The organism is Verrucomicrobium sp. 3C (assembly GCF_000379365.1).
Classification (GTDB): Bacteria; Verrucomicrobiota; Verrucomicrobiia; order Methylacidiphilales; family Methylacidiphilaceae; genus Methylacidimicrobium.
The window spans coordinates 1,541,490-1,565,288 of sequence record NZ_KB901875.1 but is presented as its reverse complement, the minus strand read 5'-3'; the positions used below and the strand labels follow the sequence as shown (position 1 = coordinate 1,565,288).

The window sequence follows — 23,799 nt, the reverse complement described above, 5'->3', positions numbered from 1 at the left end:
TCCTGGCTCCACCCTTGTTATGCGGCCGGCGCCTTCTTCTTCGCTCGACTGGTCTTGCTAGCGGATCGTTTCCCAGCCGCTCGAACCGTCCCCACCGGACAAAACGGTTTCACAAACGCTGAGGTGAAACTGAAGCCATTTTTAAAATCTTTCCGCGTTCCTGCGCCCGTCTGGCCTAATATCCCGTAGGAAGCAAGGGCAAGGATCACGTCGCCTAGATCGCCGCAGTTCCGGATCCCCCACTCACTCAAAACCAGCTTGCTCATGGGCCCAAATTCTTGAAGGGCATGCGTACGCAAGGCTTCCAAAATCTCCTTGCCCGACGCGGCGGTCACCATTCGACGCTTGCCCTTGCGCTTTCCCCCTTTTTCGTTCGAATGGAGAGCTTCCCGAACGAAATAGTACGCTTCGTCGACATATCGTCCATCCCGCTCGCAAATCTCCTCGACAATGCTCGCAAAGTTCCGCTTGCGCATATTTTCTGGTACTCCCCCCCTTTTCTCGAAACCTACGAATTGTGGGGAAGCTGTTCCACGAGCTCCCGGCCGAGATCTTTGCTCCCACCAGATTCACGCAAGAGCTTGACCATCCCGCCTAGCGTCAGCACGACGATCAGGAAGAGCACGAGCCCCTGCTCCCGACGGGTCAACCAGACGTCTCGACTCTTCCACCAAGCTCGCAGACCGGCCACCTTGCTGCATATCTCTCCTGAACGGTCTCAACATTTCAAGCAGTTTTCCCGGCACCATTCTGCTGCAAGGAGCTAGCCTGCCTGTCTCGCAAGCGTTCTCCTGCGGCAGGCGAGATGGACCCGGCTGCTCCGTTGGGACTTGGGTTTTTGGCCCTCCTCGCAGGATGTCGTCATACCGCTCCGGGGAAAACCGGCGCCCCGCCTCGCATCCAAGCCCATAGGCGGCGCCTTGGCTGCAAAATCTGTGACAAATGGCGGCTAGAACCTTCTGGGAGAACAGGCGTCGCGATCGGACTGCGGACGGAACCCGATCCTCGCATTGGCGAACCGCCAAAGATGGATGGCTCGCCCAGGGTCTTTTGTTTTGGAGTTCATGCGGCGGCGAGGATGGCCAGACATTGTTTGGGACTGGAGAGGAGTCGTTCGCGGAACTGCGGGAGGGATTGTTCGCCGAGGCGTTCGGAGAGGAGCCAGAGGAGGGCGTTACGGATGAGCGCCAAGTTGGCCAGCAGGTTGGGCTGACGGGAACGGGAACGGTCTTCGCCCATCAGGACATCGCGTCGCCAATGATTGCGGATTTCGATCCCGCCCCAATGTTCTCGGATCAAGTTTAACCATTCTTGGGGCGAATACTGATCCGGTGGCGAGCTGGAGAGGTAGTAACGGGACTCGGGTGCCGGTCAGACCATCCTTTTTCTTCGTGCGCCTGGCTGCGCACCCACGATCAGGGCGCGGGCAAAGGGGAAGTCGACGACCAGGGGCTCGATGGGGGGAAGGCATGGAGCCCTCGGGTTTCGACCCGGCCATGACCGGTTTGGTTGTCGGGCAAAAAGGGGGGTGTCGGGCAAGGCGTCCAAGGCTTGAGCCTCTTGGAGCAAGCGAGGGGCTGATTTCCCTTGATCCCGAACAGGTAATCGCCCCCTTTTTTCGACGATGAGACGGGCCTGGCGCCGCGCTGACAATGCAACGGGTCGGGCCGTGATGATTTTGCCATCCAGGGCGGGCAGCTTTTCCAGCAGCGCCACCGCCGCGCTTTGTTCGCAACGGGGCGTGTCCTGCCCTGCTTTGTGGTCGTGGACCGCCACCGCTTGCGGGGCGCCGTCCTCCTGTTGGGCCAAGGTCAGGAGGCCAATGTGGTGACGAATCATTTTGCCGTCCATGGCCAGCGCCTGCGGCAGCAGGCCGCTGTGGGCTTGCAGCCAGTCGGTGAGCCTGGAAGCGAAGGCTTCGGGATCCATGCGGGTGAGCACCTGGTAGAAGACACTGTAGCCGGGAACCGGATGGAAGCCTCCGGTGCCCTTCTTGAGCGGCAAGCCCAGCCGACGGCGTTGGGGCTGGGTCAGACTGGTGGCAAAACGGGCGATCTCGGCGATCTCCCGCCGCCCGGCCAAAAGCGCCATCGCGATCAAGGTCAACACCGATCCGACCGGATAGTGGGCGTTCTTCTTGCGCGGATCGGGCGCTTTCCAAAAGACCTCCAGCAACGATTCGAGCTGTTGGGCGTTGACCGGCAGCGTGCCCGAGGGCCTCGCGCTCAAACCGGCGCGGCACTCTTCGGGTAATTGGGCCGCCCGTAACGTTTGCCGCGCTTGCGCCGAAAGAGGACGCAGCCAGAGCCGCTTGGGCCGGTCATTGGGCAAGGTAAAAAATCGGCCCGGATGGCGGCTGTAGCCGGCGCTGTAGCCGACCGCCCCCTCCCAGTTGCTCGCCTTGTAGCAGGTCCCCGTATAGGCGCCTGCCGATCGGTGAAGCTCTCGGCCAAAAGCGGAGTGTAGCCAAAACGATCCCGCCACTGCCCCGGCAACGCCCGCAAGGCCGCTCCCAAAGGCTTGGGAGGCCAGATTGGGGCGCCGCCCCCTTGGGAGTAAGCAGCAAGCAGCAGAAAAACGCCGATTTTGTACGATCAACTTGAGCCGCTCCACCCGCTGTACGGCGCTCCATCCAATCCACCGATCCCGATCCTTGAGCGCGTAGCAGGCCGGCCCCCAAACCAGCAGCGCCACCGCCTGCCCATCTTGGGCAATGACCTGGCGTAAATAGTCGCCTACCGATCGCCCCGCCCCCAGATAGTGGCGCTCCTTCAACTGCCCATCGAACCATTCGATTTCTTCGGGGGAACTGGCAATCGAAACTTCCAGTCCGCAATCCCTTGCCCCATCGGCTCTTAAATGGAAAAGCTGTTTCATCGAGCCTATGGCATCGAAAAAGTCGCCTCATGTCTAGCCTTTCTTTCCCTCCCTGGCGCAGAATCACTTGACCGTTCATAAAAAAAGGCCCTGATGGCTCGCCTGAGAAGGTCTGCTTTTTTCTTGCTTTTCCACTCCTCCCTCGTCCGGATAGGCGAAGCAATGTCCGCATTCCGCATCCTCGCTCCGACTAAGCTGTTTTCTCCCTGGCTTCTCGACGCACTGCGCGGTTCCCTCGGCTCGGAAGTCACCGTAGAAGCTTATGCGAGGGAGGAAGAGACCCGCAACCTGGTTTCCTCCGGTTCCTTCGACCTAGCAGCGCTACCCGATACGATGTTTCTTCCCCTCCTCCAAGCGAGCCAGCTCCTACCTCTTGCTGCAGCCCTTCCCTCTGCGCTCCCGGCGGAGCCGAAATTCCTCCACCACTATTTCGATCCGGCCAACCAATATGCTTGGCCCTTTGGCTTCACTCTGCTGGCGATCGGCGGCCGGGGCATTCCCTCGGAGCTGCCGAGCCATTGGAAGCAACTCGCAGACCAGCGAATCCCTTTCCAGTTTCCCTCCTCCGCTCTTATTTCCCGCTTCCTCTTCGCAGCCCTCGAGCATGGCTTTCCTCCTCCCCCTAGCGCGGTACGCAGCCAAGCCGCACCGGCCGAGCCGAGCCAGGGCAAGAACGCCCGCATCCAAGTCGACTTCGTGCAGCCTCTCGAGCAGCGACAGGAAGGCCCCGGCTGGATCGTCCGCATCCCCGCGGAAGGCTCTTGGATCCGGCTTTTGCACTGGGCCATCCCTCGTGGATGCGCTAACCCGAAGGTCGCGGGAGCGGCTCTCCGCGAGCTTTATCGTCCCGGAAATCTCGGCCGTTACACATCGGAGTCCTTCCTTGCGGTCACGGCCCGAGAAGCGCGCCAAGTTGTCCCAGCAGAGCTTCTCCAAAATCCCAACGTCTATCCGGCCGACTCCCTCCTCGACCGATGCATCTTCGCTCGGGTAGACTGGCTGCCCTCTTCATCCAACGTCGGTTGATCGGCGCCCTCGAATCCGGTCGGCGGCAGAAAGCGCGAAAGAAAGGACGGAGGAGAGACAAGACAAAGGAAATTAGCATCGCATGCCTCGCTGGACGGATCGGTTCGAGCGCTTCGCGATCGATGTGATCTTAGAGCGCCGGGATGGAAAGGGCGCGGCCCTGTTGCGTGGCCTCCTTTTCCTGCTCTCTTCGCTCTACGGCCCCTTGGTCCGTCTCCGAATCTGGCTCTACAGCCGCAACTTCCTCCATTCCCACTCCTTGGGGTGCCTGATCATCAGCGTCGGCAACCTCACCGTTGGCGGAACGGGGAAGACCCCGGTAGTGGAAAAACTTGCCCGAGAACTCACTCGCGCGGGCCGCCGGGTCGCCATTCTCAGCCGCGGCTACAAAAGCGCGGCGCGCCCGTTTTGGACACGATGGCGGCAAACGGCCCAGGGGGAGACGCCCCATCCCTCTCCGCGTGTCGTTTCCGATGGGAAGCGGGCTTTCCTGGGACCGCTTTTGGCGGGGGACGAGCCCTACATGCTTGCCTCTAATCTGCAGGGGGTCGTAATCCTGACCGGAAAGGACCGCGTGCGATCCGCCCTCACTGCGATCCGGCGATGGGGAGTCGACACCCTCCTCCTCGACGACGGCTTCCAATATCTTCCTCTCAAAGAGCGGATCGACATTGTCCTGGTCGACCGGGAAACACCGTTCGGCAATCGGTTCCTGCTGCCCCGCGGTACTCTTCGAGAGCCAATGAGCCATCTTCGCCGGGCGGATATCCTCCTTCTCACCAAGTGCGACGGCTCTCCGCTCGCGGAGCTGAAATCCGAATTGCGTCGATACAATCGACACGCCCCCATGATCGAGTGCGCCCACCTCCCTCGCTATCTTGCCCAAGTGAACACCGGAGAAAGGCGGGCCTTGCCCTTCCTTCAAGGGCTTCGCGTCGTCGCCCTTTCCGGGATCGCCCGCCCGGAGAGCTTCGAGAACGGACTTCGGAAGCTCGGGGCCGAGATCGTCTATTCTCGGCGCTTTGCCGACCACCACCGCTTTTCCGAGCAGGAGCTTCTCCGCGTTTTCGAACGGGCAAAAGCCCGTTCCGCCGCCGCCATCGTGACGACCGAAAAAGACTCAGTTCGTCTTCCTTTCCTTCGCATTCCCCCTCCGGTTCCGATCTATTTTCTGCGCGTGGAAATCGAGTTTCTCCACGGAGCCGAGGCTCTCCAAATCCGCCTGCGCGAGAAAATGCGGGAACGGGTGCCGCTTACTTTTTCCTCGTCTGGCCGCACTTCCCCCGCCGTGGAGAAAGCAAGGCTCAATGGAGCCCATCCCGTTTTCCTGTGATTCCTCCCACTTCCCTTCTGGTCCGTTCCCCCAACTGGTTGGGGGACGCCGTCCTGAGTCTCCCTGCGGTGGCAAGTCTCAAAAGGTGGCTCGGCACGCGAATCCTTGCCGTAGCCACTCCTGAAAAATTGAGCGCTCTTTGGCGGCTCTGCCCGTTTGTCGATCGCGTAATCGCTCTCAACCGCACGGAGCGCCTCTTTGGCACGGCAAAAAGGCTGTGCGAGGGGAAATTCGAGGCTGCGCTCCTGCTCCCGAATTCCCCACGCTCGGCTCTTGAGGCGCGCCTTGCCGGCATTCCCACGATCTGGGGCAAGGCGGCTTGGCCCCGCTCCACGCTGTTGAGCCGCCCAGCTCTGCGAGGCGACCCCGGAGGCTGCTTCCCGCAGCAAGCCGCCAGCTACCTCGCCCTCGCCCAGGAGCTTGGAGCTTCTGGCTCCCTGGCAACACCCGAGTTGCGTCCCCCCTCCTCGTGGGGCAAACGGCCGGAACCCGTCATCGCCTTCTGTCCAGGTGCCGAATATGGCCCGGCGAAACGCTGGCCGGCCGAATTCTATAGGATTTTGGCCCGGCGGTTACATGCCGCCACGGGTTACCCGGTCTGCCTTTACGGGGCCGCCGGTGACCAGGATGTCTGCCGCCAGATCGCCTCGGGCGTTCCCGGTGTCGAAAGCTTCGCGGGTCAGACGACCTTGGAAGAGTTTCTCTCGGCCCTGGCGCACGCTCGGCTTGTCGTCTGCAACGATAGCGGAGCCATGCACGTCGCCGCTCTTCTCGGAGTGCCGGTCGTTGCCCTCTTTGGGTCGACTGACCCGGTGCGGACCGGCCCTTTGGGAAACACGACGCGGGTGCTCTCTCATCGGGTGCCCTGCGGTCCCTGTTTTCGCCGCTCCTGCCCGAGAGACTTGGCCTGCCTCCGCCAAATCGATCCAGAAGTAGTATTTACCACATGCCTGGAACAACTGGGCTTCTCCACGGCGGGTTCTTCGTGAGCGCTCCCAACGATCCTCAAGCTGCCCTGCCTCCCCCTCTTCCCCCTGGGCCGACGGAATCGACCGAGGGAAACGCCGCCACGCATCGGGCGGCGGGAGTCGTGAGCCTTGCGGTCATGGGTTCGCGGATCTTCGGTCTCATCCGCGAGCTGGTCTTTGCCGCACTTTTCGGTGCAGGCAAACTGCTCGACGCCTACCTCGCCGCTTTCCAAATTCCCAATCTTCTTCGTGACCTCTTCGCCGAAGGAGCACTCTCTACCGCGTTTACCACTGTCTTTGCCAAGACATGGGAAGAGCAGGGAAAGGCCAAGGCGTTTTCGCTAGCCAACCATCTCCTTGCGATCCTGCTGCTCCTCCTATCCGCGCTCTGCCTGGCGGGCATCCTCCTGGCCCCTCTCCTCGTCGAATTAACCAGCTTCGGCTTCCACGCGATTCCGGGAAAGTTTGAGCTAACGGTACGCCTCACACGAGTGCTCTTCCCCTTCATCCTCTTCGTCGCGCTTGCCGCTGTCGCCATGGGGATCTTGAACGCCGGCCGCATTTTCGGCCTGCCCGCCTCGGCCTCGACCGCCTTCAACATCGTTTCGGTTGTGCTCGGCGTTCTTTTCGCCTACGCGCTGGAACCCCAGCGCGATCCCTTTCATCCCTCGTTCGGGGAAGCCGCCGTCTTCGGAGTCTGCTTCGGCGTTCTCCTCGGAGGCCTTGCCCAGCTTTTGATTCAGCTTCCCGCCTTCCGCTGGATCGGGTACCACTGGCGATGGGAACTCGACCTTTCGGACCCGAAGCTTCGGGAAATCTGGCGCTTGATGATCCCCAGCATGATCGCCGGGGCGGCCGTCCAAGTGAACGTATTGATCAACGGGATGTTCGCTTCGGAAATCAACGGAGGTCGCTCCTGGCTCAACTGCGCTTTCCGTCTCATGCAATTTCCGATCGGAGTCTTCGGCGTGGCCATCGCCACGGTTACGCTCCCCACCGTCTCTCGCCAGCACGCTCGGGCAGATCTCGACTCTTTTCGCCGAACGCTGCGCCACTCCCTTCGTCTCGGCCTCTTTTACACGGTTCCCGCCGCTGTCGGGTTAGCCGTCCTCTCCGAGCCGCTGATCCGACTGATTTACCAGCATGGCCGCTTCAGCTCCTGGGATACCCATCAAACGGCAATGGCCTTGGAAGCCTACACCCTCGGGCTTGCCGGTTACGCGGGCATCAAGATCCTAGCTCCTTGCTTTTATGCCCTCGACTCGCCGAGCATCCCCCTCCGGGTCAGCCTCTTCGGCATCGCTCTCAACCTGCTGCTCAACTTCTTCCTAGTCAAAGGGCTCTCCTTCGGCCACGTCGGCTTGGCCCTTACCACCTCGTTCGTCGCCCTTCTCAATTGCGCTCAGCTCTTCCTCTCCCTCGACCAGCGTGTCTTCCCCGGAGGAGTCCGGCACTGGCTCTCCTTCCTCTGGCGCTTGGCACTGGCTTCCGCCGCTTGTGGCATTACCGCCGGCTCGGTTGCCCAAGCGGCGGGGCGATCTCCCTTGCTTTCCTTGCCTTTGGGCGGCGCGGTACTCGTCGCGGCAGCCGTTGCCTCCGGTGCCTTGGCCTTCTTCCTTTCCGCCCAGGCCCTCCGCCTGGACGAATGCCGCGAAGCCCTAGACCTTCTCTGCCGCGTTCTCCGGTTGCCGAAGAGGACGAGAAGAGGAGCAACGCCCTAACCACCATTTCTCACAAGCTTTCTCCTGCGGCTTGCACAATGAGCTTGTCTGAGACAAAGGGGAGCGAATCGCTTGTCCCAAGCCCGACTCTTCGTAAAGATTCCTCCGTGACCCGATTTGTGGAGCTTCCTCTGACCGCCGGCGGTCCAAAGCTCCTGATCGGCCTCGTGCATCTGCGACCGCTGCCCGGAGCGCCGAGGCATGACGGTCATTTCGACGGAGTGATCGAGGCTGCTCTCGCCGATGCCCGCGCTTGGCAAGAGGGCGGAGCGGACGCCCTCTGCATCGAGAACTACGGAGATGTCCCGTTCTGGAGGAACGCCGTGCCCCCGGAAACGGTCGCCGGCATGGCAGCCATCGGAAGCGAAATCCGCCGGATGACGTCGATGCCCCTAGGCTTCAATGTGCTGCGCAACGATCCTCGTGCGGCGCTCGCCCTCTGCGTGGCTTGCGGCGGAAGCTTCCTGCGTGTCAACGTCCTTGCGAACGCGGCGGTAACCGACCAAGGAGTGATGGAAGGGGAAGCGGCTTCCCTTCTTCGCGACAGGTCCCGTTTTGCGGCGGGAGTCCGCATTCTGGCTGACCTTCGCGTCAAGCACTCCTTGCCTCTGGCCCCTCGTCCGCTGGAAGAGGAGGCGCTCGATCTGGTCGAGCGGGCTCTGGCCGACGGAATCATCCTTACCGGACCAAGGACGGGAACCGAAGCCTCCCCCGAGGAAATCGATCGCGTCCGGAGGGTTTTGCCGCAAACTCCAATCCTCGTGGGAAGCGGGATCACGGAAAAGAACTGCTTCGGCTATCTTGCCGCGAGCGATGGGGTCCTTGTCGGAAGCTCCGTGAAAGCCTGCGGGATCGAGAGCCCAGTCGATCCGCAGAAGGTCGAGCGGCTCGCTCGCATCCTGCATGCGGGATTCCATCCGCATTGATTCGCGGAACCGGATTGGGATGAGGAATCGGTGGCTTACTTGGCTGAGTAGGAACCGCTTGCCGAGTTCGCTCGCCATTCTCCCCGAGCTGCTCCTGGCGCTCCTCTGGATCTGGAAGTCCCTTCTCCTCTGGCCCTTTCGGCTGGAGCAGCGCATTCTGGTCGTCGTAAGCGAAGCCAGCTCCTGGCAGGGGAGGCTTTCTTGCTGGGAACGGGTTCTCCCCTGGGGAGGATGGAGGCGAGACGGAGAGATCATCTCCGTCCTCCTCGGCCGCAATGGAGTCGCCTGGGGATCCGGCCTTCATCCGCCGCAGCCGGGTCTTCAGAAAGAGGAGGGTGATGGCCGGACTCCGGCGGGCCGATTCCGGCTCGGGCTTGTCCTGGGCGTCGCCCCATCTCTCCCGCAGGATGCAAAATGGCAGCTCTATCATCGGAAATCTCCGCTGGATGCCTGGATCGAAAATCCGGAGCTCCCCCAGTACAACCATCTCGTGACAATCCCGAATGGGGAAAGCCCACCAGACTGGTTCGAGGAGGAACGGCTGCGAATCGAGGATCCGGTGCTCGAATGGATGATCTTCGTGGAGCACAACTACCCCGCAAGCCGCCCGGGAGGAGGCAGCGCCGTTTTCCTCCATGGCCGATACGGGGAACGAGCAGCCACCTCCGGGTGCCTGGCTCTCGAAAAGAAGGCGCTCCTGAACCTAATCCGCTGGCTCGATCCGCGGGGAAATCCCGAGCTCGTCGTGCTGACCACCGACGACTATCGGCGCCTCTGGCGATCCTGGGAACTGCCCAACCCCACAAGGATCGGGCTGGCGCCGCCTCCTTGACCTGGTCGAGTCGCCGAACGAGCAAGCTGCGGCAGAAAGCTTGTCGGAAATGGCCGCTAAGGCGTTCCGCCAAAAACGGCGAGCAGGATCGCGACGAGCACGATGTTGGCCATGGAGAGGGGAAGCAAAACTTTCCAGCCAAGCGTCATCACCTGATCATAGCGAAATCGGGGAAGCGTCCAACGAATCCACATGAAGAAAAAGACGAGAAGGCAGACTTTGCCCAAGAAGACGAGCGCTTGGAGGAAGAAGGTGCTAAGAGAGGTCGCCGTTCCCAGCAGCCCGAAAGGCAGGCTCCAACCCCCGAGAAAGAGGGTGACGAAGAGGCCGCTGGCGGATATGAGCGCCGCGTATTCTCCCAGGAAGAACATGCCGAAACGCATGCCTCCATATTCGGTGTTATAGCCTCCCACGAGCTCCTGCTCGCTTTCCGGAAGGTCAAAGGGGGCCCGATTGGTCTCCGCAAAAAGGGTCACCAGGAAGATCAGAGAGGAGAGCAGGAGTGAAGGCCAAAGGAAAAGAAGATGCCAATCGAACTGTTTGCCGACAAAAGGCAAAAGGAGCCATCCCCGCTCGATCTGAAAGTCGACGATTTGGGGGAGACTCAAAGCCCCGGAGATCAAGAAGACGGGTATGGCCGAGAACCCCATGGCGACCTCGTAGGAGATCATCTGGGCGCTCGATCGGATGCCACCGAGAAATGCGTACTTGGAGTTGGACGACCATCCCGCCAGGACAATTCCATAGACCCCGAGAGAGGTCACCGCGAAGAGGAGAAGAGCGCCGATTCCCACGTTAGCGATCACCCCGGGTTGCGGGATCGCAAGGGAGAGTCCAGGTAAGTGGATGGGATCCACTCCCGCGAAGGGAATGACGCAAATGGCCAAGAGGGCCGGAAGGAAGGCGAGCATCGGAGCCAGATTGTAGTAGAAGCCCCGTACATGCCCGGGAACGAACTGTTCTTTGAGCATGAGCTTGAACGCGTCGGCCAGCGGTTGGCCCAACCCCATCAGGCGCGCCTTCACGAAAGGAAGCCCGACACGGTTCGGCCCGATCCGATCTTGCATCGCTGCGCTCACCTTTCTCTCTGCCAGGACGGCGTAGGCAACCAGTCCCAAAAGAACTCCGATGACCAGAAAGATCTTGATGAGGGTGCTGACAAGAAAAACAGTTAGCTCCGTGACCATGAATTTCGGTTCTCCTAGCCTGCTTGCGCGGGAAGCGGTACTCCCTGATCCCCAAGGCCAGACCAAGTAAAGCCGTGGAAGGCGGGGGTCGTCGCCACCATCTTTGAGAAAATGTCCGGTACGCTTTGGCCCACGTCCTCTCCCCCCAAGGCGAGAATCAGCCCTCGCAGAATCCAAACGTCTTCCTTCGCACGGCCCGGTGTCGGGATCGCCCGATGGAGTCGCTGGACCTGTCCAGCACGGTTGACCATGGACCCGCTCTTTTCCGCAAACGAAGCTCCCGGAAGCACCCAGTGAGCCCTTTCGCAGCTCTTGTCCTCGAGAATCCCTTGCCAAACGAGGAGGGAAAGGCGCTCGAGCATCTCCTCCGGTACTCCGGCACCGATCGCATCTTCGTGAAGGCAGAAAAGCGCGCGTACCTTCCCTTCCTCGATTCTTTTCCGCAGTTCAGGAAGCTTCTCGCCATCCGCCCCGATCCCCAAGATCCTGGCACCCTTGCTGTTGGGATTGAGGTCATCGCTTCGAAGAAGGCCATCCGCTTGTCCCTTCCGAGGAACGACTTCGGTGAAGATCTCGGATTCCCCGCGCAGGCTCTCCCGCAGACGCTGAACCAGAAACAGCTCTTCGTTGGTCAGGCGAGCGGAGACGAGAAGGGCAAGAGAGGAGGGTTCGAGCTTGCGCAAGGACTCGGCCACCTGCCCCAGGACGAGCGGCCATTCTCCAGGAAACAATCCGGTCTCGACACGTCTAGCCGGCTCGAGAACGCGATGCTTGCTATGGATGGGATGGAAGCCAAGACGGCCCTGATCACACATCCAGTGCGAGTTTACCGCCTCGTTGACGCGGGGGGTCAGCCGATAGACAAAACCCTCGCGGCTTCCAATGGTCACGTTGCAGCCGGTCGCGCAGTCAACGCAGATGCTCTGAGTCTCCTTCAGAAACCAAGCGCGCATCCGAAACCGGAAATCTTTGGTCGTCAAGGCCCCGACGGGACAGATGTCCGCCGTGTTGAGCGAATAGTTGCTCGTAAAACGCTGATCCGGATGAATCGACAGCCGGTTGTAGCCTCCCCGTTCGGTAATGCCCAGGCAGTCGTCATCCGCGATCTCCCGCGCAAAGCGAATGCACCGGGTGCAGAGGATGCACCGTTCGTCGTCGAGAAGAATCCGGGGCCCGATATCGACGCGCTTCGGTTTCCTGACCTTCTCCTCCCCGAATTGGCTCCGGCCTTTCCCGTAATCAAATGCATATTCCTGGAGCTTGCACTCTCCCGCTTGGTCGCAGATCGGGCAATCCAAGGGATGGTTGGCGAGCAGGAACTCCATGACCCCTTTCTGGCACGACTCGACCAGTGGAGAAGCCGTCCGAATCCCTAGCCCCTCGAAAGCAGTCGTCGCGCACGCGATCTGCGGCCTGGGCACCCACTGAAGCTCCGGTCGGCCCTCGCCATCGAGGACGGGCTTCCGATCGGGGCCGAGTTTCGGCGTACCCATCTCGAAGAGGCACATCCGGCAGTTACCCGCGATGGAAAGCTTCGGATGATAGCAGTAGTGGGGGATGAGCTTGCCGAATCGGCGGGCCACCTCGATCACGTTGAGACCAAGAGGTACGTCCACCCACTTTCCATCCAGATGAACATGGACCTGCGGGGAATCGGCAGAGGGCAAATCATGGTCGAAGGGATTTCGGATCAAGGCCATGGCTAGACTCGTAAAGTTGCTGACTCAGCAGGCGGGCTGCAGGCGCTCGTGCTCCTTTGCCGCCGCCTTGGCTTCAAATTCTTCCCGGAACTTGGCAACGAAGCTCTCCACCGGCCAGGAACAAGCCTCTCCGAAAGCACAGATCGTTCGGCCGGCAATCTGGTCCGCCAAGTCGAGAAGCTGCTGAGGATCCTCCGGCCTCCCCTCGCCTTCCCTCATGCGGTCGAGGATTTTGTGCATCCAGAGGGCCCCTTCCCGACACGGTGTGCACTGGCCGCAGGACTCGTGGGCGTAAAACGCCGAAAGGTTATTCAGGCATTCCACCATGTCTCGAGTGTGATCCATGACGATAATCCCCCCCGAACCCGACATGGAGCCGGAGGCCGCGATCGTGTCGAAGTCCAGCGGAAGATCCTCGAGCTTCATCTCGATCTCTTCCAGCCTGCCCTCCGAGTTCTTGCGACGGATTGGATAGATTTCCCCCGCGCGCAACACCTTCGCGGAAGACCCGCCAGGGATCACCGCCTTGAGCCGGTTGCCGTCGCGAATGCCGCCGCAGACCTCGTAAAGGAGCTCTCCGAGCGTGATCGCTCCCCCATCATACTCAAAGTAGCCGGGACGGCGGACATCCCCGCTCACACACCAGATGCGCGTGCCCGTATTGTTGGGAGTACCGATCTTGGAGTACGCCGCGCCTCCCATCTCGACGATATGCTTGACGTTGCACAAGGTCTCGACGTTGTTGACGATCGTTGGACAAAGGTAGAGACCCAACACGGCCGGGAAATAGGGCGGCTTGATGCGCGGATAGGCCCGCTTCCCCTCCAGCGATTCGATGAGGCCCGTCTCCTCCCCGCAAATGTAGGCGCCGGCGCCGCGAAAGACGAAAATATCCAAGTCGTATCCTGTGCCCAGGATGTTCGCACCCAAAAAGTTCTTGGCGCGCGCCTCGGCAAGGGCGCGCTCCAGGATCTGCGCCCCATGGGCCATCTCGCCCCGAATGTAGATGTAGGCGAGGTGCGCGCGATTCGCATAGGAGGAGATGATCATCCCTTCCAGAAGCTGGTGGGGATCCTTGTAAAGGATTTGGCGGTCCTTGAAGGTCCCGGGCTCCGACTCATCAGCGTTGCAGAGCAGATAGACCGGTTTTCGATTCTTCGCATGGTCGATGAAGCCCCACTTCGTTCCGGTCGGAAAGCCCGCTCCGCCCCTCCCCCGAAGCCCGGAAGCCTTGACCTCGGCCACGATCGCCGCTGGGTCCATCGAGAGAGCCTTACGCAATTGCTCGTAGCCCCCATGCCGCAGGTAACAATCGATGTCGGTGGTATAATCCGGCTCATCCACGAAACGGAGAATGATCCGATGCTCGGCTAACCGGTCGTTTGCTGCTCCGACTTTGGTCATTTCAATCTTTCCGCATGCCGCCCGTGGCGCGGCGAGCTTTACTCTTGGTCAAAACCCTCTCGACGGTATCGATCGTGGCCCGCTCGAACTCTTCTTCTCCCACCATCATCGCGGGAGCGCTCCCACAGGCCGCGAGACACTCCACGAATTCCACGGAATAAGCCCCATCCGGACTCACGTACATCCCGTGACCAGCGGAGGCGGTCGCTCCGCACCTTTCCCGGATCTCAGCAAAGAGATCGTGACTTCCGGCGAGAGCACAGGAAAGGGTGCGACAGACCTTGAAATTGATTTTTCCACCGGGCCGCACACGAAGCATCGGATAAAAAGTGACCAACTCCAAAAGATGGATTGGCTTCAACTCCAGCTTCTCCGCAATCCATTCGACCGCCCTCTGACTCACAAAACCAAACTCTTCCTGCCAGTGGTGAAGAAGCGGCAGAGCCGCACTCCGTCGAGAAACCGGATACTGCCGGATGATCTCGTCCGCCTTCCGCTCGAATTTGGCTCCCGGAGCCTCCGTCCCAGGAAGCAGGGGTTGTTCGGGTCCTACCATGCCAACTCGTCCTCCCGCATTATCGATCGCACTCGCCCATGACGAAATCGAGACTGCCAAGAATGGCCACCACATCCGCGATGAGATGTCCGGGAAGCAGTTTGGGCAGGATGCTCAGGCTCATGAAGCTCGGCGCACGAATCTTCAGTCGGTGAGGCACCCCACCTCCCTTGCTGAGGATGTAAAACCCAAGCTCGCCCTTCGGGTTTTCGGCCCCGAAGTAGACCTCTCCAGGTGGGGCGGTGATCCCTTCGGTCACGATCATGAAATGCTGAATCAACTCCTCCATCTTGGTGAGGACGGCCGCCTTCGGCGGATCGTAGCTCCGAACGTCGTCGACGCAAACCGGCCCCTTCGGGATCCGGGCTAGCGCCTGCTGCAGGATCCGCCGGCTCTGGCGCATCTCCTCTACCCGGGCGACAAAGCGATCATAACAGTCACCCGCACTGCCGAGGACTACATCAAAGTCATATTGTTCATAGCGGAGGTAAGGGGTCTTCTTGCGCAAATCGAACTCCACTCCGGAGCCCCGAAGGTTCGGACCGCTCAGCCCATAATCCACTGCGACGTCCGGTGGGATGATGCCGACCTCTTTTGTCCGATCTACGAAAATACGGTTACGGCAGAGCAGCTTGTCGACCTCGTCGATCTGTGCGCCAAATTGATCCACGAAGGCCTTCGCCCGATCCACCCAGCCGGCAGGCAGATCCCGAGCAACGCCGCCGACGCGGGTATAGGTCGTGGTGAATCGAGCACCGGTCAACTCCTCAATCAACGAATAGATCTTTTCCCGCTCGGTAAAGATGTAGAGAAAGACAGAAATCGCCCCGCAGTCCATAGCGAAGGCCCCCAACCCAAGGAGATGGGAGGAAATTCGAGCCAGTTCGCAGCAGATGACCCGGATCGCCTGACAGCGCGGCGGAACCGTCCAACCCATCAGCTTTTCGACCGCGCAGGCATAGGCAACGTTGTTTGCCAGTGGAGCCAGGTAGTCGAGGCGATCAGTGTAGGGGATGAACTGATTGTATTGCATGTTCTCCGCGATCTTTTCGTCGCCGCGATGCAAATACCCAATCACCGGATCCGCTTTCACTACGGTCTCTCCATCCAACTCGAGGAGGATCTGCAGCACCCCGTGAGTGCTGGGATGAGAAGGCCCAAGGTTTAGAATGAGCCGTTCCCCGGCTGGAGCGTCTGAAAGATCCTCGGTGGAGAGGGGAACCCTCTGAGTCAGGAGTTCGGTGGGCCCAGTCATAGGTTTTCCTCTTGCAGTCCGTCCGCGGGATGGGCACGAGGCTCTCGCCTCCCACTCTCCTCGGCAGGTTGCGTCACAAAGGGACCACCGTCCATCGGAGCAGGACGGGAGAAAGCCACTCCGCCGGCATCGCTTGCCTGCCCTTCGAGCGGGAAGTCTTTGCGCAGCGGGAAAAAGGGATATTCTTCCCACATCAGGATGCGGCGGAGGTCGGGATGTCCAGAAAACCGGACACCCATCATGTCAAAGGCCTCCCGCTCTTGCCAATTTGCCGTGCCATAGACCGCGCTGAGCGACGGGACCAGCGGCTCCTCTCCGCCGACACGCCCCTTCAGGCGAAGAAACATCCCGGAGTCCAGCGCAAAAAAGTGGTAGATCATTTCAAACCGGGGCTCTTCTCCCCAATGGTCGATCGGCGTGAGATCGACGAGCGTCCGATAGCCCGCCTTCTTGAGAAGCTTGGCTGCCTCCTCAATCGCGGAAAGCTCGATCCGCACCGTCGTCTCGCCGCGAAACTCGTCGACCCCCTGAATCCTCGCCCCTAGCTCTGCCCGAAGCCTCTCTACCGCTTCCGCATTCGTCATGATCTGGATTCTGAACTGCTTGCTTCCCTCTTTGGTCGATCCACCCGCAGCCTTCTTCAGGCCACCTGCTTCAGGCGACGCAGAGCGGGTTCGCCATCGATCTTGGCTTGGATGCGCAGGAGCCCGTCCACAAACGCCTCTGGCCGCGGGGGACAACCGGAAATGTAGACGTCGACGGGAAGGAGTCGATCAATCCCCTGAAGAACAGCGTAGCTTCGATACATCCCTCCACTCGAAGCGCAGGCCCCCATGGCAATCACCCACTTAGGCTCCGGCATTTGATCGTAAATTCGTTTTACCGCGTACGCCATCTTGTACGTTACGGTCCCTGCCACGACCATGAGATCCGCCTGCCGCGGAGAAAAGCGCATCACCTCCGCTCCGAAACGGGCAATGTCGAAGCGCGCGCATGAAGCGGCCATGAGCTCGATCGCACAGCAGGCGAGGCCCATCGGCATCGGCCAGATCGAGTTCTTCCGCATCCAATTGATGGCGGAATCCACGGTCGTAAGCACGACGTCCCCCTCGATCTTCGAGTTGTAGCTGAGTTCTTGCGTCTGCCGCATACCCGTCAATCTAACGAGGACGGTCTGCGCAGCAAGCAAAAAGGTCCGCTTCGATCCATACGCCTCTTTGATTTCGCGAAAGCCTTTTTTGCTGCTACGGTGCTCAAGGGTCGATGTACGAAAGCCTTCTCTTCCTCTGCACAGGCAACTATTACCGAAGCCGCTTCGCGGAAGCGGTCTTCAACTTTCATTCGTCTGCCTGGGAACTGCCGTGGCGAGCCTCTTCCCGAGGCCTTGCCGTAGGACCCGCTCCCTTTCCGATCTCTCCGTTTGCCCGCTCCCGACTGGAAGAACTCGGCATCCCGCTTGACCACACGGGTCCATCGCCGCTCCGCCTGTTGGAAGCAGACCTCGCTCAAGCGGGCCGCGTCATTGCGCTCCAGGAAAGGGAACACCGCCCGATGATCGCCCGCCTCTATCCCCAGTGGCTGGACCGAATCTGTTTTTGGGACATCGACGACGTCGACCGAATGCCCGCTCTGCTCGCACTCTCCAAGATCGAGAAACGTGTACTTCTTCTGCTGGAAGAACTCGCCGGAGACCCATCGTCCGGAACCCCGCGGGAAGCGTCGCTGCAAAGAGCAAGGGCTCAGCGGACGGAAGCACCGAACGGCTTGCAGGACGTCAGGCAAACCTTTAGCTTGGGCGAGGCAGCAAACGATCCGTGACCACCCTCGAAGACATCGTCAACCCGGGAATCCTTTCGCTGACTCCCTATGAACCCGGCAAGCCGATCGAGGAGCTTGCCCGGGAGCAAGGTTTTCCACCGGATCAGATTTGCAAGCTCGCCTCGAACGAAAATCCCCTCGGCCCCTCTCCAAAAGCCCTCCGGGCGATCCAAGAGGCGTTGCCACACATCCACCTCTATCCGGACGGAGCCGGACGGCTCCTCCGCGACGCCATTGCGCGCCACCACGGCCTCTCGGCGGAAAACATCGTCCTGGGCAACGGATCCAATGAAATCATCGAGCTTCTTTTCCACGTGTTCGTGCTGCCAAGAACCCACGAAGCCCTCTGCTCTCGCCACGCTTTTGCCGTCTATCGGCTGATGGCTCAACTCTTTGACGCCCCTTGCCGCGAAACGCCCGATCCCGGGTTCTGCCACGACCTGACCGCCATGAGGAAGGCCATCGGTCCGAACACGCGATTGATCTTTTTGACGAGCCCGAACAATCCAACGGGGACTCGCATTCCGAATCCGGAGCTTGAGGAGTTCGTTCGCGCCGCCCCGGCTCATGCCATCGTGGCCCTCGACGAGGCCTATATCGATTTTCTCGACGATCCGCCTCCGAGCGTCACGTGGGTGCGGGACGGAAAAAATGTCGTGCTGCTGCGCACGTTCTCCAAGATGTACGGCTTGGCCGGCCTCCGCATCGGCTATGCCATCGCCCCTGTCCCCATCGCTTCCTTGCTGCAGCGCGCCCGCCAGCCCTTCAACACCAATTCGCTGGCGCAAGCCGCGGCCGTGGCCGCGCTGGAAGATCAGGAGCATTGCGAAAACACCCGCCGAATCGTCCGGGAAGGCCGCATTCGCCTAGAGGAATCGTTTGCTCGCCTGGGTCTGAGGTTTGTTTCTTCCGCCGCCAACTTCGTCATGGTTCAGGTCGGCGATGGGGAGGCCCTCTTTCACAGCCTGCTTCGTCATGGGTGGATTGTGCGTCCACTGCGCAGCTATGGGTTGACGGAGTGGGTGCGGATCAGCATCGGCACCCCAGAGCAGACGACGCGTTTTCTGGAGGTCTTTCCCGCCACTCTACGGGAGACTGACCCAGCGCGGGGTTCCGCAGCACGATGAGCCGTCCTTTTCCGCTTTCGCGCCTAGCCGTCCTCGGTAGCGGCCTGATCGGCGGCTCGGTCGCTCTTGCTGCGCGACGGCATGCTCTCTGCCGGGAACTCGCGCTCTACAGCCGAGGCCCGGAAAAGCAAGCGGTGATGTCGGCGGGAATCGCCGACCTAGTGACGGATGACCCCGCCGAGGCGGTCCGAGAGGCGGCGTTCGTCGTCGTTGCCCTGCCCCTGGCCGCCATGGATTCCATCCTTCGCACGATTCAGGTTGCCCTCGACCCGAAGGTTGTCGTGACCGACACGTCCAGCGTCAAGCTGCCGGCCATGCGGCTTCTGCGGAGGAACCTGGAAGGACGGGCTCGCTGGGTGGGCAGCCATCCGATGAGCGGTGGGGAGCGTTCGGGGTTCGCTTTTGCCCGACCCGATCTCTTCGAGGGTGCGGTCGCGATTCTCACCCCCCCAGAGAAGGCCGAGGGAGAGGCGCTCTCCTTGGTCGAAACGTTCTGGCTCGCCTTGGGGTGCCGCATCGTCCATCTCACGGCCTCCGAGCACGACCGCCGGGTTGCCGCAGTGAGCCATCTGCCGCACCTGTTGGCGGCAGCCCTGGTATGCTCGGTGGACAACGAGGCTCTGGAGGTCGCAGGACCGGGGTTTCGCGACGTGACGCGTATCGCCGCCGCGTCGCCCGAGATGTGGAACGAAATCCTTCTGGCGAATCGCGAGAACATCCTGCTCGCTCTCCGTTCCTTCCTGACCTACCTGGAGGAAGCGAAAGAGAGTCTCGAAGGCGGAACCTCCTCCGCCGTGAAGAACCTTTTACTGGAGGCCTCGCAACGGAGGCTCTCCTTCGACCAGCGCCCCTCATGAACCGTCCCGCTGCTCCTTCGGAAGCACCCACGGGCACGATGCCTCGTTCCCTCCCCGGCTTCCTGGCGCTGCGTTACCTGCGTCCCAGGAGGAGCTTTGTTTCCGTCATCACTCTCCTGTCGTTGCTCGGCGTCACCCTGGGAGTTCTTGTCCTGGTTGTCGTTTTGGCCGTGATGGCGGGCTTCGAACGCGAGCTGCAGGAAAAGATCATCGGTTTCAATGCCCACCTCGTGGTTTCCAACGGCGACGTGCTCCACCATCCCGATCAGGAGGTCTCCCGACTGCTCAAAGAGCCCGGTGTCAAGGGCGCGGCGCCATTCGTGAGCGGCCCGGTCCTTGCCGAGTATGCCGACCGGATCACGACCCCGATCCTTCGCGGGATCGATCCTCAGGCCGAACTCGCTGTGATTCCGCTGCGCCGATATCTTGTTGCCGGCAAATACAACCTGCGGGCGGATACCGTTCTCGTCGGGGATGAGTGGGCCAAACGCAATGGAGCCACCGTGGGAGACAAGGTCGTGATCTATGCTCCTCGACATCTTCAGGTGCTGCGCGACTCGGCCAATTTCGGAAAAAAGGCGATTCCGTTGCCAACGGAACTGGAGATTTCCGGAATCTTTCGGACGGGCCTCTTCGAATATGATTCCACCTTTTTTCTGACCTCTCTCCAGAATGCCCAATATCTCTACAATCTCGGCCATGGGGTTCATGGAATCGCCTTGCGCGTCCAGAACCCGATGGACGCCGATCGCATCAAGGCCCGGCTCAATACTTCCTTTCCGCCGCCCATGGAAGCGATTACCTGGATGGATCAAAACCGATCCCTGTTCACGGCGATCGCCGTCGAAAAGGTAACCATGGCGGTGATCCTTTTCTTCATCATCCTGGTTGCCGCCTTTGGGCTCTGTAGTACTCTCATCACGATCACCGCGCAGAAGCGTCGGGAGATCGGACTTCTCAAGGCTCTGGGAGCAACGGACGGTCAAGTGCTTGGGATCTTCATCTTTCACGGACTGATCGTCGGACTCTTGGGAACGGCGGCAGGGTTGATTCTCGCCGCGTTGGCCCTGCGATATTTGAACGTGCTGCGCAGTCTCATCGGACGAACGCTCGGAATCGATCTCTTTTCGGCGGATGTCTATCACTTTGCTACGATTCCGGTCGTCATCGATCCGTCACAGATCGCAGGGATCGCCGCTAGTGCAGTCCTCCTCTGCATCTGCGCGGCATGGATTCCCGCATGGAATGCCGCCAGACTGGTGCCGGCAACCGCGTTGCGCTATGAATGAGACGGAGAGCCGCGAGAAAGCCGAGCGCGCTCCTGTCCTCACGGCAGAACGTCTCCAGAAGAGCTTCCGCGCAGGATCCACTGCCGTTTTGGTGCTGACGGGGATCGACATGGTCTTCCGCGAAGGGCTCTGCTACACCATTCAGGGGGTATCCGGATCGGGGAAGACGACGCTGCTGCATCTCCTCGCGGGGCTCGAAAATCCTGATTCCGGGCAGGTTCTCTATCGGAATCAGGACATCTCCCGCTTCTCCCGCAAGCAGCTTGCGGTATGGCGCGGGCAGGCCATCGGCCTGGTCTTCCAGGCCTACCACCTGCTACCCGAACTCACGGCCTTGGAAAATGTGAACCTTCCGGCCATGCTCTTCGGGCAGCGAGACGCAAAACCGGGATGGGAACTTTTGAAAGCCGTCGGCATGATCCATCGATCGCATCATCGCCCCTCGGAGCTTTCGGGGGGTGAGCAGCAGCGCGTGGCCATCGCACGTGCGCTCCGGAACGATCCGGAAATTCTGATCGCCGACGAGCCGACAGGAAACTTGGACGAGGAAACCGGCATGGAGGTCATTGATCTCCTCCTGAGTCTCCATAAGAGCCGAGGCAAGACCTTGGTTCTGGCAACCCACGATCCACGGTTGGCCCAGAGAGGAGATCGGCAGTTGGTCTTGACCGGAGGAAAACTCGAGCACGCGGGCCGTCCGTTCCATCCCTCCCCTTCGAGACCCGATTCTCCGACAGTCACTTCGGAATCGCGACGCGAACGGGAATCGAAAAGGTTTTCGTAAGCGGACGAGATTCAGAGCTTGCTTCTCTGGGCTGGATCGGGAAAGAACCCTTTCGCGCCCGCGCGGACGCAGAACGGACCCGAGCGACGAGTAATGTCGATGAAGGAACAACGAGAAAAGAAGATTTTTTTGAATGGCGAATTCGTCGCCGAAGCGGACGCCAAGGTGTCCGTGTTCGATCACGGTCTGCTTTACGGAGATGGGGTTTTTGAGGGGATCCGAGCCTACGGAGGGCGTGTCTTCCGCCTCGAGGAACACCTGGAGCGCCTCTTCGATTCGGCCAAGGCGATTCGCCTGACCATTCCGCTGACCTTGGAAGAGCTCACGAACGCGGTCTTGGAATGCTGTCGAATCAATTCCCTCTGGGATGGTTACGTTCGCCTCGTGGTCACCCGGGGCAAGGGCGATCTCGGGTTAAACCCGGCATCCTGCCCCAAGCCGACGCTTTTTATCATTGCGGACGCCATTCGCCTTTATCCCCCCTCTGTGTACGAACGAGGACTCCGGCTCCATACCGCAGCGATCAGACGGGTCTCCTCCGAAGCGCTGGAGCCGGCGATCAAATCTCTCAATTACCTCAACAACATTTTGGCCAAGATGGAAGCGAGCGCCTCCGCCTCCGATGAGTCGCTACTCCTCAACGAGCAAGGTTGCGTGGCGGAATGTTCCGGTGACAATATTTTCGCGTTCAAGCATGGCGAGCTCGCGACCCCTCCTGTTTCCGCCGGCGTGCTGCCGGGAATCACCCGACGAGAGATTCTCCGGCTCGCGCGGGAAGAGGGAATCCATGCCGTAGAACGGAATATGACCCGCTACGACCTCTTGGTCGCCGATGAAGTATTCGTAACTGGCACAGCGGCGGAAATCGTCCCCGTGATCGAGATCGATGGAATCTCGATCGCTACGGGGAAACCGGGTTCTCTGACGCAAAGGCTCTTGCTGCGCTTTCGCGCCTTGACCCGAAGCACCGGCCCCCTTATTTTTAGCTCAGCGAGGCCAGTGGCGGCCGAAGCAGAACAGCAGCAATGAAGTGCCATTTCTGCGAAGAACCGGCGACCGTGCATCTAACGCAGATCGTCGGAGGCAAGGTTCAGAAGGTACATCTTTGCGAGAAGTGCGCCAAGGAAAAGGGCGTATCGGATCCTTCCGTCTTCTCGCTTGCGGATATGCTATTGGGCAACTCACAGGATGAAGAACGTCTCGTCACCAAAAATGAGCTAACCTGCCCTCAGTGTGGCTTTACGCAGTCGGATTTCAAAAAGACCGGGCGACTCGGTTGCCCATATTGCTACGAGGTCTTCTCGGAAATCGTCGACTCGATGCTTCGAGACATGCACAAGGGCGTCATCCACAAGGGCAAGATGCCCGCCAAGTTTTTGCGCCATCAATTTTACCAGAGGCGCTTGGAGGATCTGCACGAGACCCTGCGCAAAGCGGTCACGGAGGAGCGATACGAGGAGGCCGCCCTGCTTCGCGATGAGATCACCCAGCTTGAGACACAGCTAAACGGCTAAAACGCGAAAGCCAACGCCTATAGAAACATAGAAAGAGAGAGAATCATCTTCATGAAAATCGCCATCGGGTCGGATCACGCCGGTTTTACCTACAAGGAAAGGATCAAGGAGTACCTGAAGAACCTTGGCCACGAGGTGATCGACTGCGGCACCGGATCGCCCGAGCCCGTCGACTATCCCGACTACGTTCGCCCGCCGGCCGTGCTCGTTGCAGAGGGCAAAGCGGATCGCGGCATCGTCCTGGGAGGTTCGGGAAACGGCGAGGCTATGGTCGCCAACAAGGTCCGGGGCGTCCGCTGCGCGTACTGCTTCAACGAGGAGTCGACCCGCCTCGGCCGCGCGCACAACGATGCGAACGTCATTTCCATCGGAGAGCGTCTCGTCTCCGAGGAGACAGCGCTCAAGATCGTTCCGATCTTCCTCGAGACTCCCTTCGAAGGCGGCCGCCACATCCAGCGCATTCGCAAGATGATGGCCGGTGAGCTAAAGTAGAACGGCCCATTTACTTTAGCCGCCATTTCTCACAAGCTTTCTCCTGCGGCTTGCACAATGGGCTTGTCTGCTTCGCTCTCGCTTGGTTTTCCATCCTTGCAGTATGTCCTCATACAGCTCCGGTGGAAAACCG

General features: G+C 60.4%; 25 protein-coding genes. 14 read left to right on the top strand and 11 right to left on the bottom strand.

Annotation, left to right across the window (positions count from 1 at the left end):
- Positions 1 to 17: 17 nt before the first annotated feature.
- The 4 genes from A37A_RS0108270 to A37A_RS0108255 form a co-directional block, all read right to left on the bottom strand.
- Positions 18 to 476, bottom strand: a complete 459-nt coding sequence (locus A37A_RS0108270) for a Minf_1886 family protein (protein ID WP_018291048.1) — start codon at positions 474 to 476, stop codon at positions 18 to 20.
- 32 nt (positions 477 to 508) lie between these two features.
- A complete protein-coding gene (locus A37A_RS0108265; RefSeq protein WP_018291047.1) occupies positions 509 to 691 on the bottom strand; it encodes a hypothetical protein in 183 nt (60 codons plus the stop codon).
- 371 nt (positions 692 to 1,062) lie between these two features.
- Positions 1,063 to 1,299, bottom strand: coding sequence for a DDE transposase family protein (locus A37A_RS19200; RefSeq protein WP_081616223.1), 237 nt, complete (start codon positions 1,297 to 1,299; stop codon positions 1,063 to 1,065).
- Between the two features lie 72 nt (positions 1,300 to 1,371).
- Positions 1,372 to 2,877: a transposase family protein gene (locus tag A37A_RS0108255; RefSeq protein WP_026195735.1), complete on the bottom strand. Its 1,506-nt coding sequence runs from the start codon at positions 2,875 to 2,877 to the stop codon at positions 1,372 to 1,374.
- A 162-nt stretch (positions 2,878 to 3,039) separates the two neighbouring features.
- Between A37A_RS0108255 and A37A_RS0108250 the strand changes: the two genes are divergently transcribed.
- The 6 genes from A37A_RS0108250 to A37A_RS0108225 all read left to right on the top strand — a co-directional run bounded on the left by A37A_RS0108250 (position 3,040) and on the right by A37A_RS0108225 (position 9,683).
- On the top strand, positions 3,040 to 3,903 hold the full coding sequence (locus A37A_RS0108250) for a hypothetical protein (protein ID WP_018291045.1): 864 nt from the start codon (positions 3,040 to 3,042) through the stop codon (positions 3,901 to 3,903).
- Positions 3,904 to 3,985: 82 nt separating this feature from the next.
- A complete protein-coding gene (gene lpxK, locus A37A_RS0108245) occupies positions 3,986 to 5,236 on the top strand; it encodes a tetraacyldisaccharide 4'-kinase (RefSeq protein WP_018291044.1) in 1,251 nt (416 codons plus the stop codon).
- Positions 5,233 to 6,225 carry a lipopolysaccharide heptosyltransferase II gene (gene waaF, locus A37A_RS0108240; protein WP_018291043.1) on the top strand — a complete coding sequence of 331 codons (993 nt, stop codon included), beginning with the start codon at positions 5,233 to 5,235 and terminating at the stop codon, positions 6,223 to 6,225. Before lpxK ends, waaF begins: the two co-directional genes overlap by 4 nt.
- Entirely contained in the window at positions 6,183 to 7,925 is a 1,743-nt protein-coding gene (murJ, locus tag A37A_RS0108235) for a murein biosynthesis integral membrane protein MurJ (RefSeq protein ID WP_155996527.1), read from the top strand. The genes waaF and murJ overlap by 43 nt, the downstream gene beginning before the upstream one ends.
- A gap of 107 nt (positions 7,926 to 8,032) precedes the next feature.
- Positions 8,033 to 8,851: a BtpA/SgcQ family protein gene (locus tag A37A_RS0108230; RefSeq protein ID WP_020494184.1), complete on the top strand. Its 819-nt coding sequence runs from the start codon at positions 8,033 to 8,035 to the stop codon at positions 8,849 to 8,851.
- The gene (locus tag A37A_RS0108225; protein WP_018291040.1) at positions 8,829 to 9,683 is read left to right on the top strand and encodes a L,D-transpeptidase; all 855 of its coding nucleotides are present in this window, start codon (positions 8,829 to 8,831) and stop codon (positions 9,681 to 9,683) included. The genes A37A_RS0108230 and A37A_RS0108225 overlap by 23 nt, the downstream gene beginning before the upstream one ends.
- Before the next feature lie 56 nt (positions 9,684 to 9,739).
- Here A37A_RS0108225 and A37A_RS0108220 read toward each other — a convergent pair whose 3' ends face one another.
- The 7 genes from A37A_RS0108220 to nuoB are packed head-to-tail and all read right to left on the bottom strand — an operon-like array spanning position 9,740 to position 16,935.
- Complete coding sequence (locus A37A_RS0108220) at positions 9,740 to 10,870, bottom strand: complex I subunit 1 family protein (RefSeq protein ID WP_018291039.1); 1,131 nt, start codon at positions 10,868 to 10,870, stop codon at positions 9,740 to 9,742.
- Between the two features lie 14 nt (positions 10,871 to 10,884).
- Positions 10,885 to 12,570, bottom strand: a complete 1,686-nt coding sequence (locus tag A37A_RS0108215; RefSeq protein ID WP_018291038.1) for a molybdopterin-dependent oxidoreductase — start codon at positions 12,568 to 12,570, stop codon at positions 10,885 to 10,887.
- Between the two features lie 24 nt (positions 12,571 to 12,594).
- Positions 12,595 to 13,974, bottom strand: a complete 1,380-nt coding sequence (nuoF, locus tag A37A_RS0108210; RefSeq protein WP_018291037.1) for an NADH-quinone oxidoreductase subunit NuoF — start codon at positions 13,972 to 13,974, stop codon at positions 12,595 to 12,597.
- 1 nt (position 13,975) lies between these two features.
- Entirely contained in the window at positions 13,976 to 14,530 is a 555-nt protein-coding gene (locus tag A37A_RS0108205) for an NAD(P)H-dependent oxidoreductase subunit E (protein ID WP_018291036.1), read from the bottom strand.
- A 19-nt stretch (positions 14,531 to 14,549) separates the two neighbouring features.
- Positions 14,550 to 15,785 (bottom strand): NADH dehydrogenase (quinone) subunit D, encoded by a 1,236-nt coding sequence (gene nuoD, locus A37A_RS0108200; protein WP_018291035.1) that lies wholly within the window; start codon positions 15,783 to 15,785, stop codon positions 14,550 to 14,552.
- Entirely contained in the window at positions 15,782 to 16,369 is a 588-nt protein-coding gene (locus A37A_RS0108195; protein WP_018291034.1) for an NADH-quinone oxidoreductase subunit C, read from the bottom strand. The genes nuoD and A37A_RS0108195 overlap by 4 nt, the downstream gene beginning before the upstream one ends.
- A gap of 56 nt (positions 16,370 to 16,425) precedes the next feature.
- Positions 16,426 to 16,935 (bottom strand): NADH-quinone oxidoreductase subunit NuoB, encoded by a 510-nt coding sequence (gene nuoB / locus A37A_RS0108190; RefSeq protein ID WP_018291033.1) that lies wholly within the window; start codon positions 16,933 to 16,935, stop codon positions 16,426 to 16,428.
- Between the two features lie 113 nt (positions 16,936 to 17,048).
- Here nuoB and A37A_RS16505 point away from each other — a divergent pair, with 113 nt between their 5' ends.
- The 8 genes from A37A_RS16505 (at position 17,049) to rpiB (ending at position 23,666) form a co-directional block, all read left to right on the top strand.
- Positions 17,049 to 17,603: a low molecular weight phosphatase family protein gene (locus A37A_RS16505; protein ID WP_018291032.1), complete on the top strand. Its 555-nt coding sequence runs from the start codon at positions 17,049 to 17,051 to the stop codon at positions 17,601 to 17,603.
- On the top strand, positions 17,600 to 18,730 hold the full coding sequence (gene hisC, locus A37A_RS0108180) for a histidinol-phosphate transaminase (protein ID WP_018291031.1): 1,131 nt from the start codon (positions 17,600 to 17,602) through the stop codon (positions 18,728 to 18,730). The genes A37A_RS16505 and hisC overlap by 4 nt, the downstream gene beginning before the upstream one ends.
- On the top strand, positions 18,727 to 19,587 hold the full coding sequence (locus tag A37A_RS0108175; RefSeq protein WP_018291030.1) for a prephenate dehydrogenase/arogenate dehydrogenase family protein: 861 nt from the start codon (positions 18,727 to 18,729) through the stop codon (positions 19,585 to 19,587). Before hisC ends, A37A_RS0108175 begins: the two co-directional genes overlap by 4 nt.
- Positions 19,588 to 19,625: 38 nt before the next feature.
- Entirely contained in the window at positions 19,626 to 20,876 is a 1,251-nt protein-coding gene (locus A37A_RS0108170; protein ID WP_020494183.1) for an ABC transporter permease, read from the top strand.
- A complete protein-coding gene (locus tag A37A_RS0108165) occupies positions 20,869 to 21,660 on the top strand; it encodes an ABC transporter ATP-binding protein (protein WP_018291028.1) in 792 nt (263 codons plus the stop codon). Before A37A_RS0108170 ends, A37A_RS0108165 begins: the two co-directional genes overlap by 8 nt.
- A gap of 99 nt (positions 21,661 to 21,759) precedes the next feature.
- Positions 21,760 to 22,689, top strand: a complete 930-nt coding sequence (gene ilvE, locus A37A_RS0108160) for a branched-chain-amino-acid transaminase (RefSeq protein WP_155996526.1) — start codon at positions 21,760 to 21,762, stop codon at positions 22,687 to 22,689.
- A gap of 29 nt (positions 22,690 to 22,718) precedes the next feature.
- Positions 22,719 to 23,174, top strand: a complete 456-nt coding sequence (locus A37A_RS0108155; RefSeq protein ID WP_231363830.1) for a UvrB/UvrC motif-containing protein — start codon at positions 22,719 to 22,721, stop codon at positions 23,172 to 23,174.
- Positions 23,175 to 23,225: 51 nt separating this feature from the next.
- The gene (gene rpiB, locus A37A_RS0108150) at positions 23,226 to 23,666 is read left to right on the top strand and encodes a ribose 5-phosphate isomerase B (RefSeq protein WP_018291025.1); all 441 of its coding nucleotides are present in this window, start codon (positions 23,226 to 23,228) and stop codon (positions 23,664 to 23,666) included.
- Positions 23,667 to 23,799 lie beyond the last annotated feature (133 nt).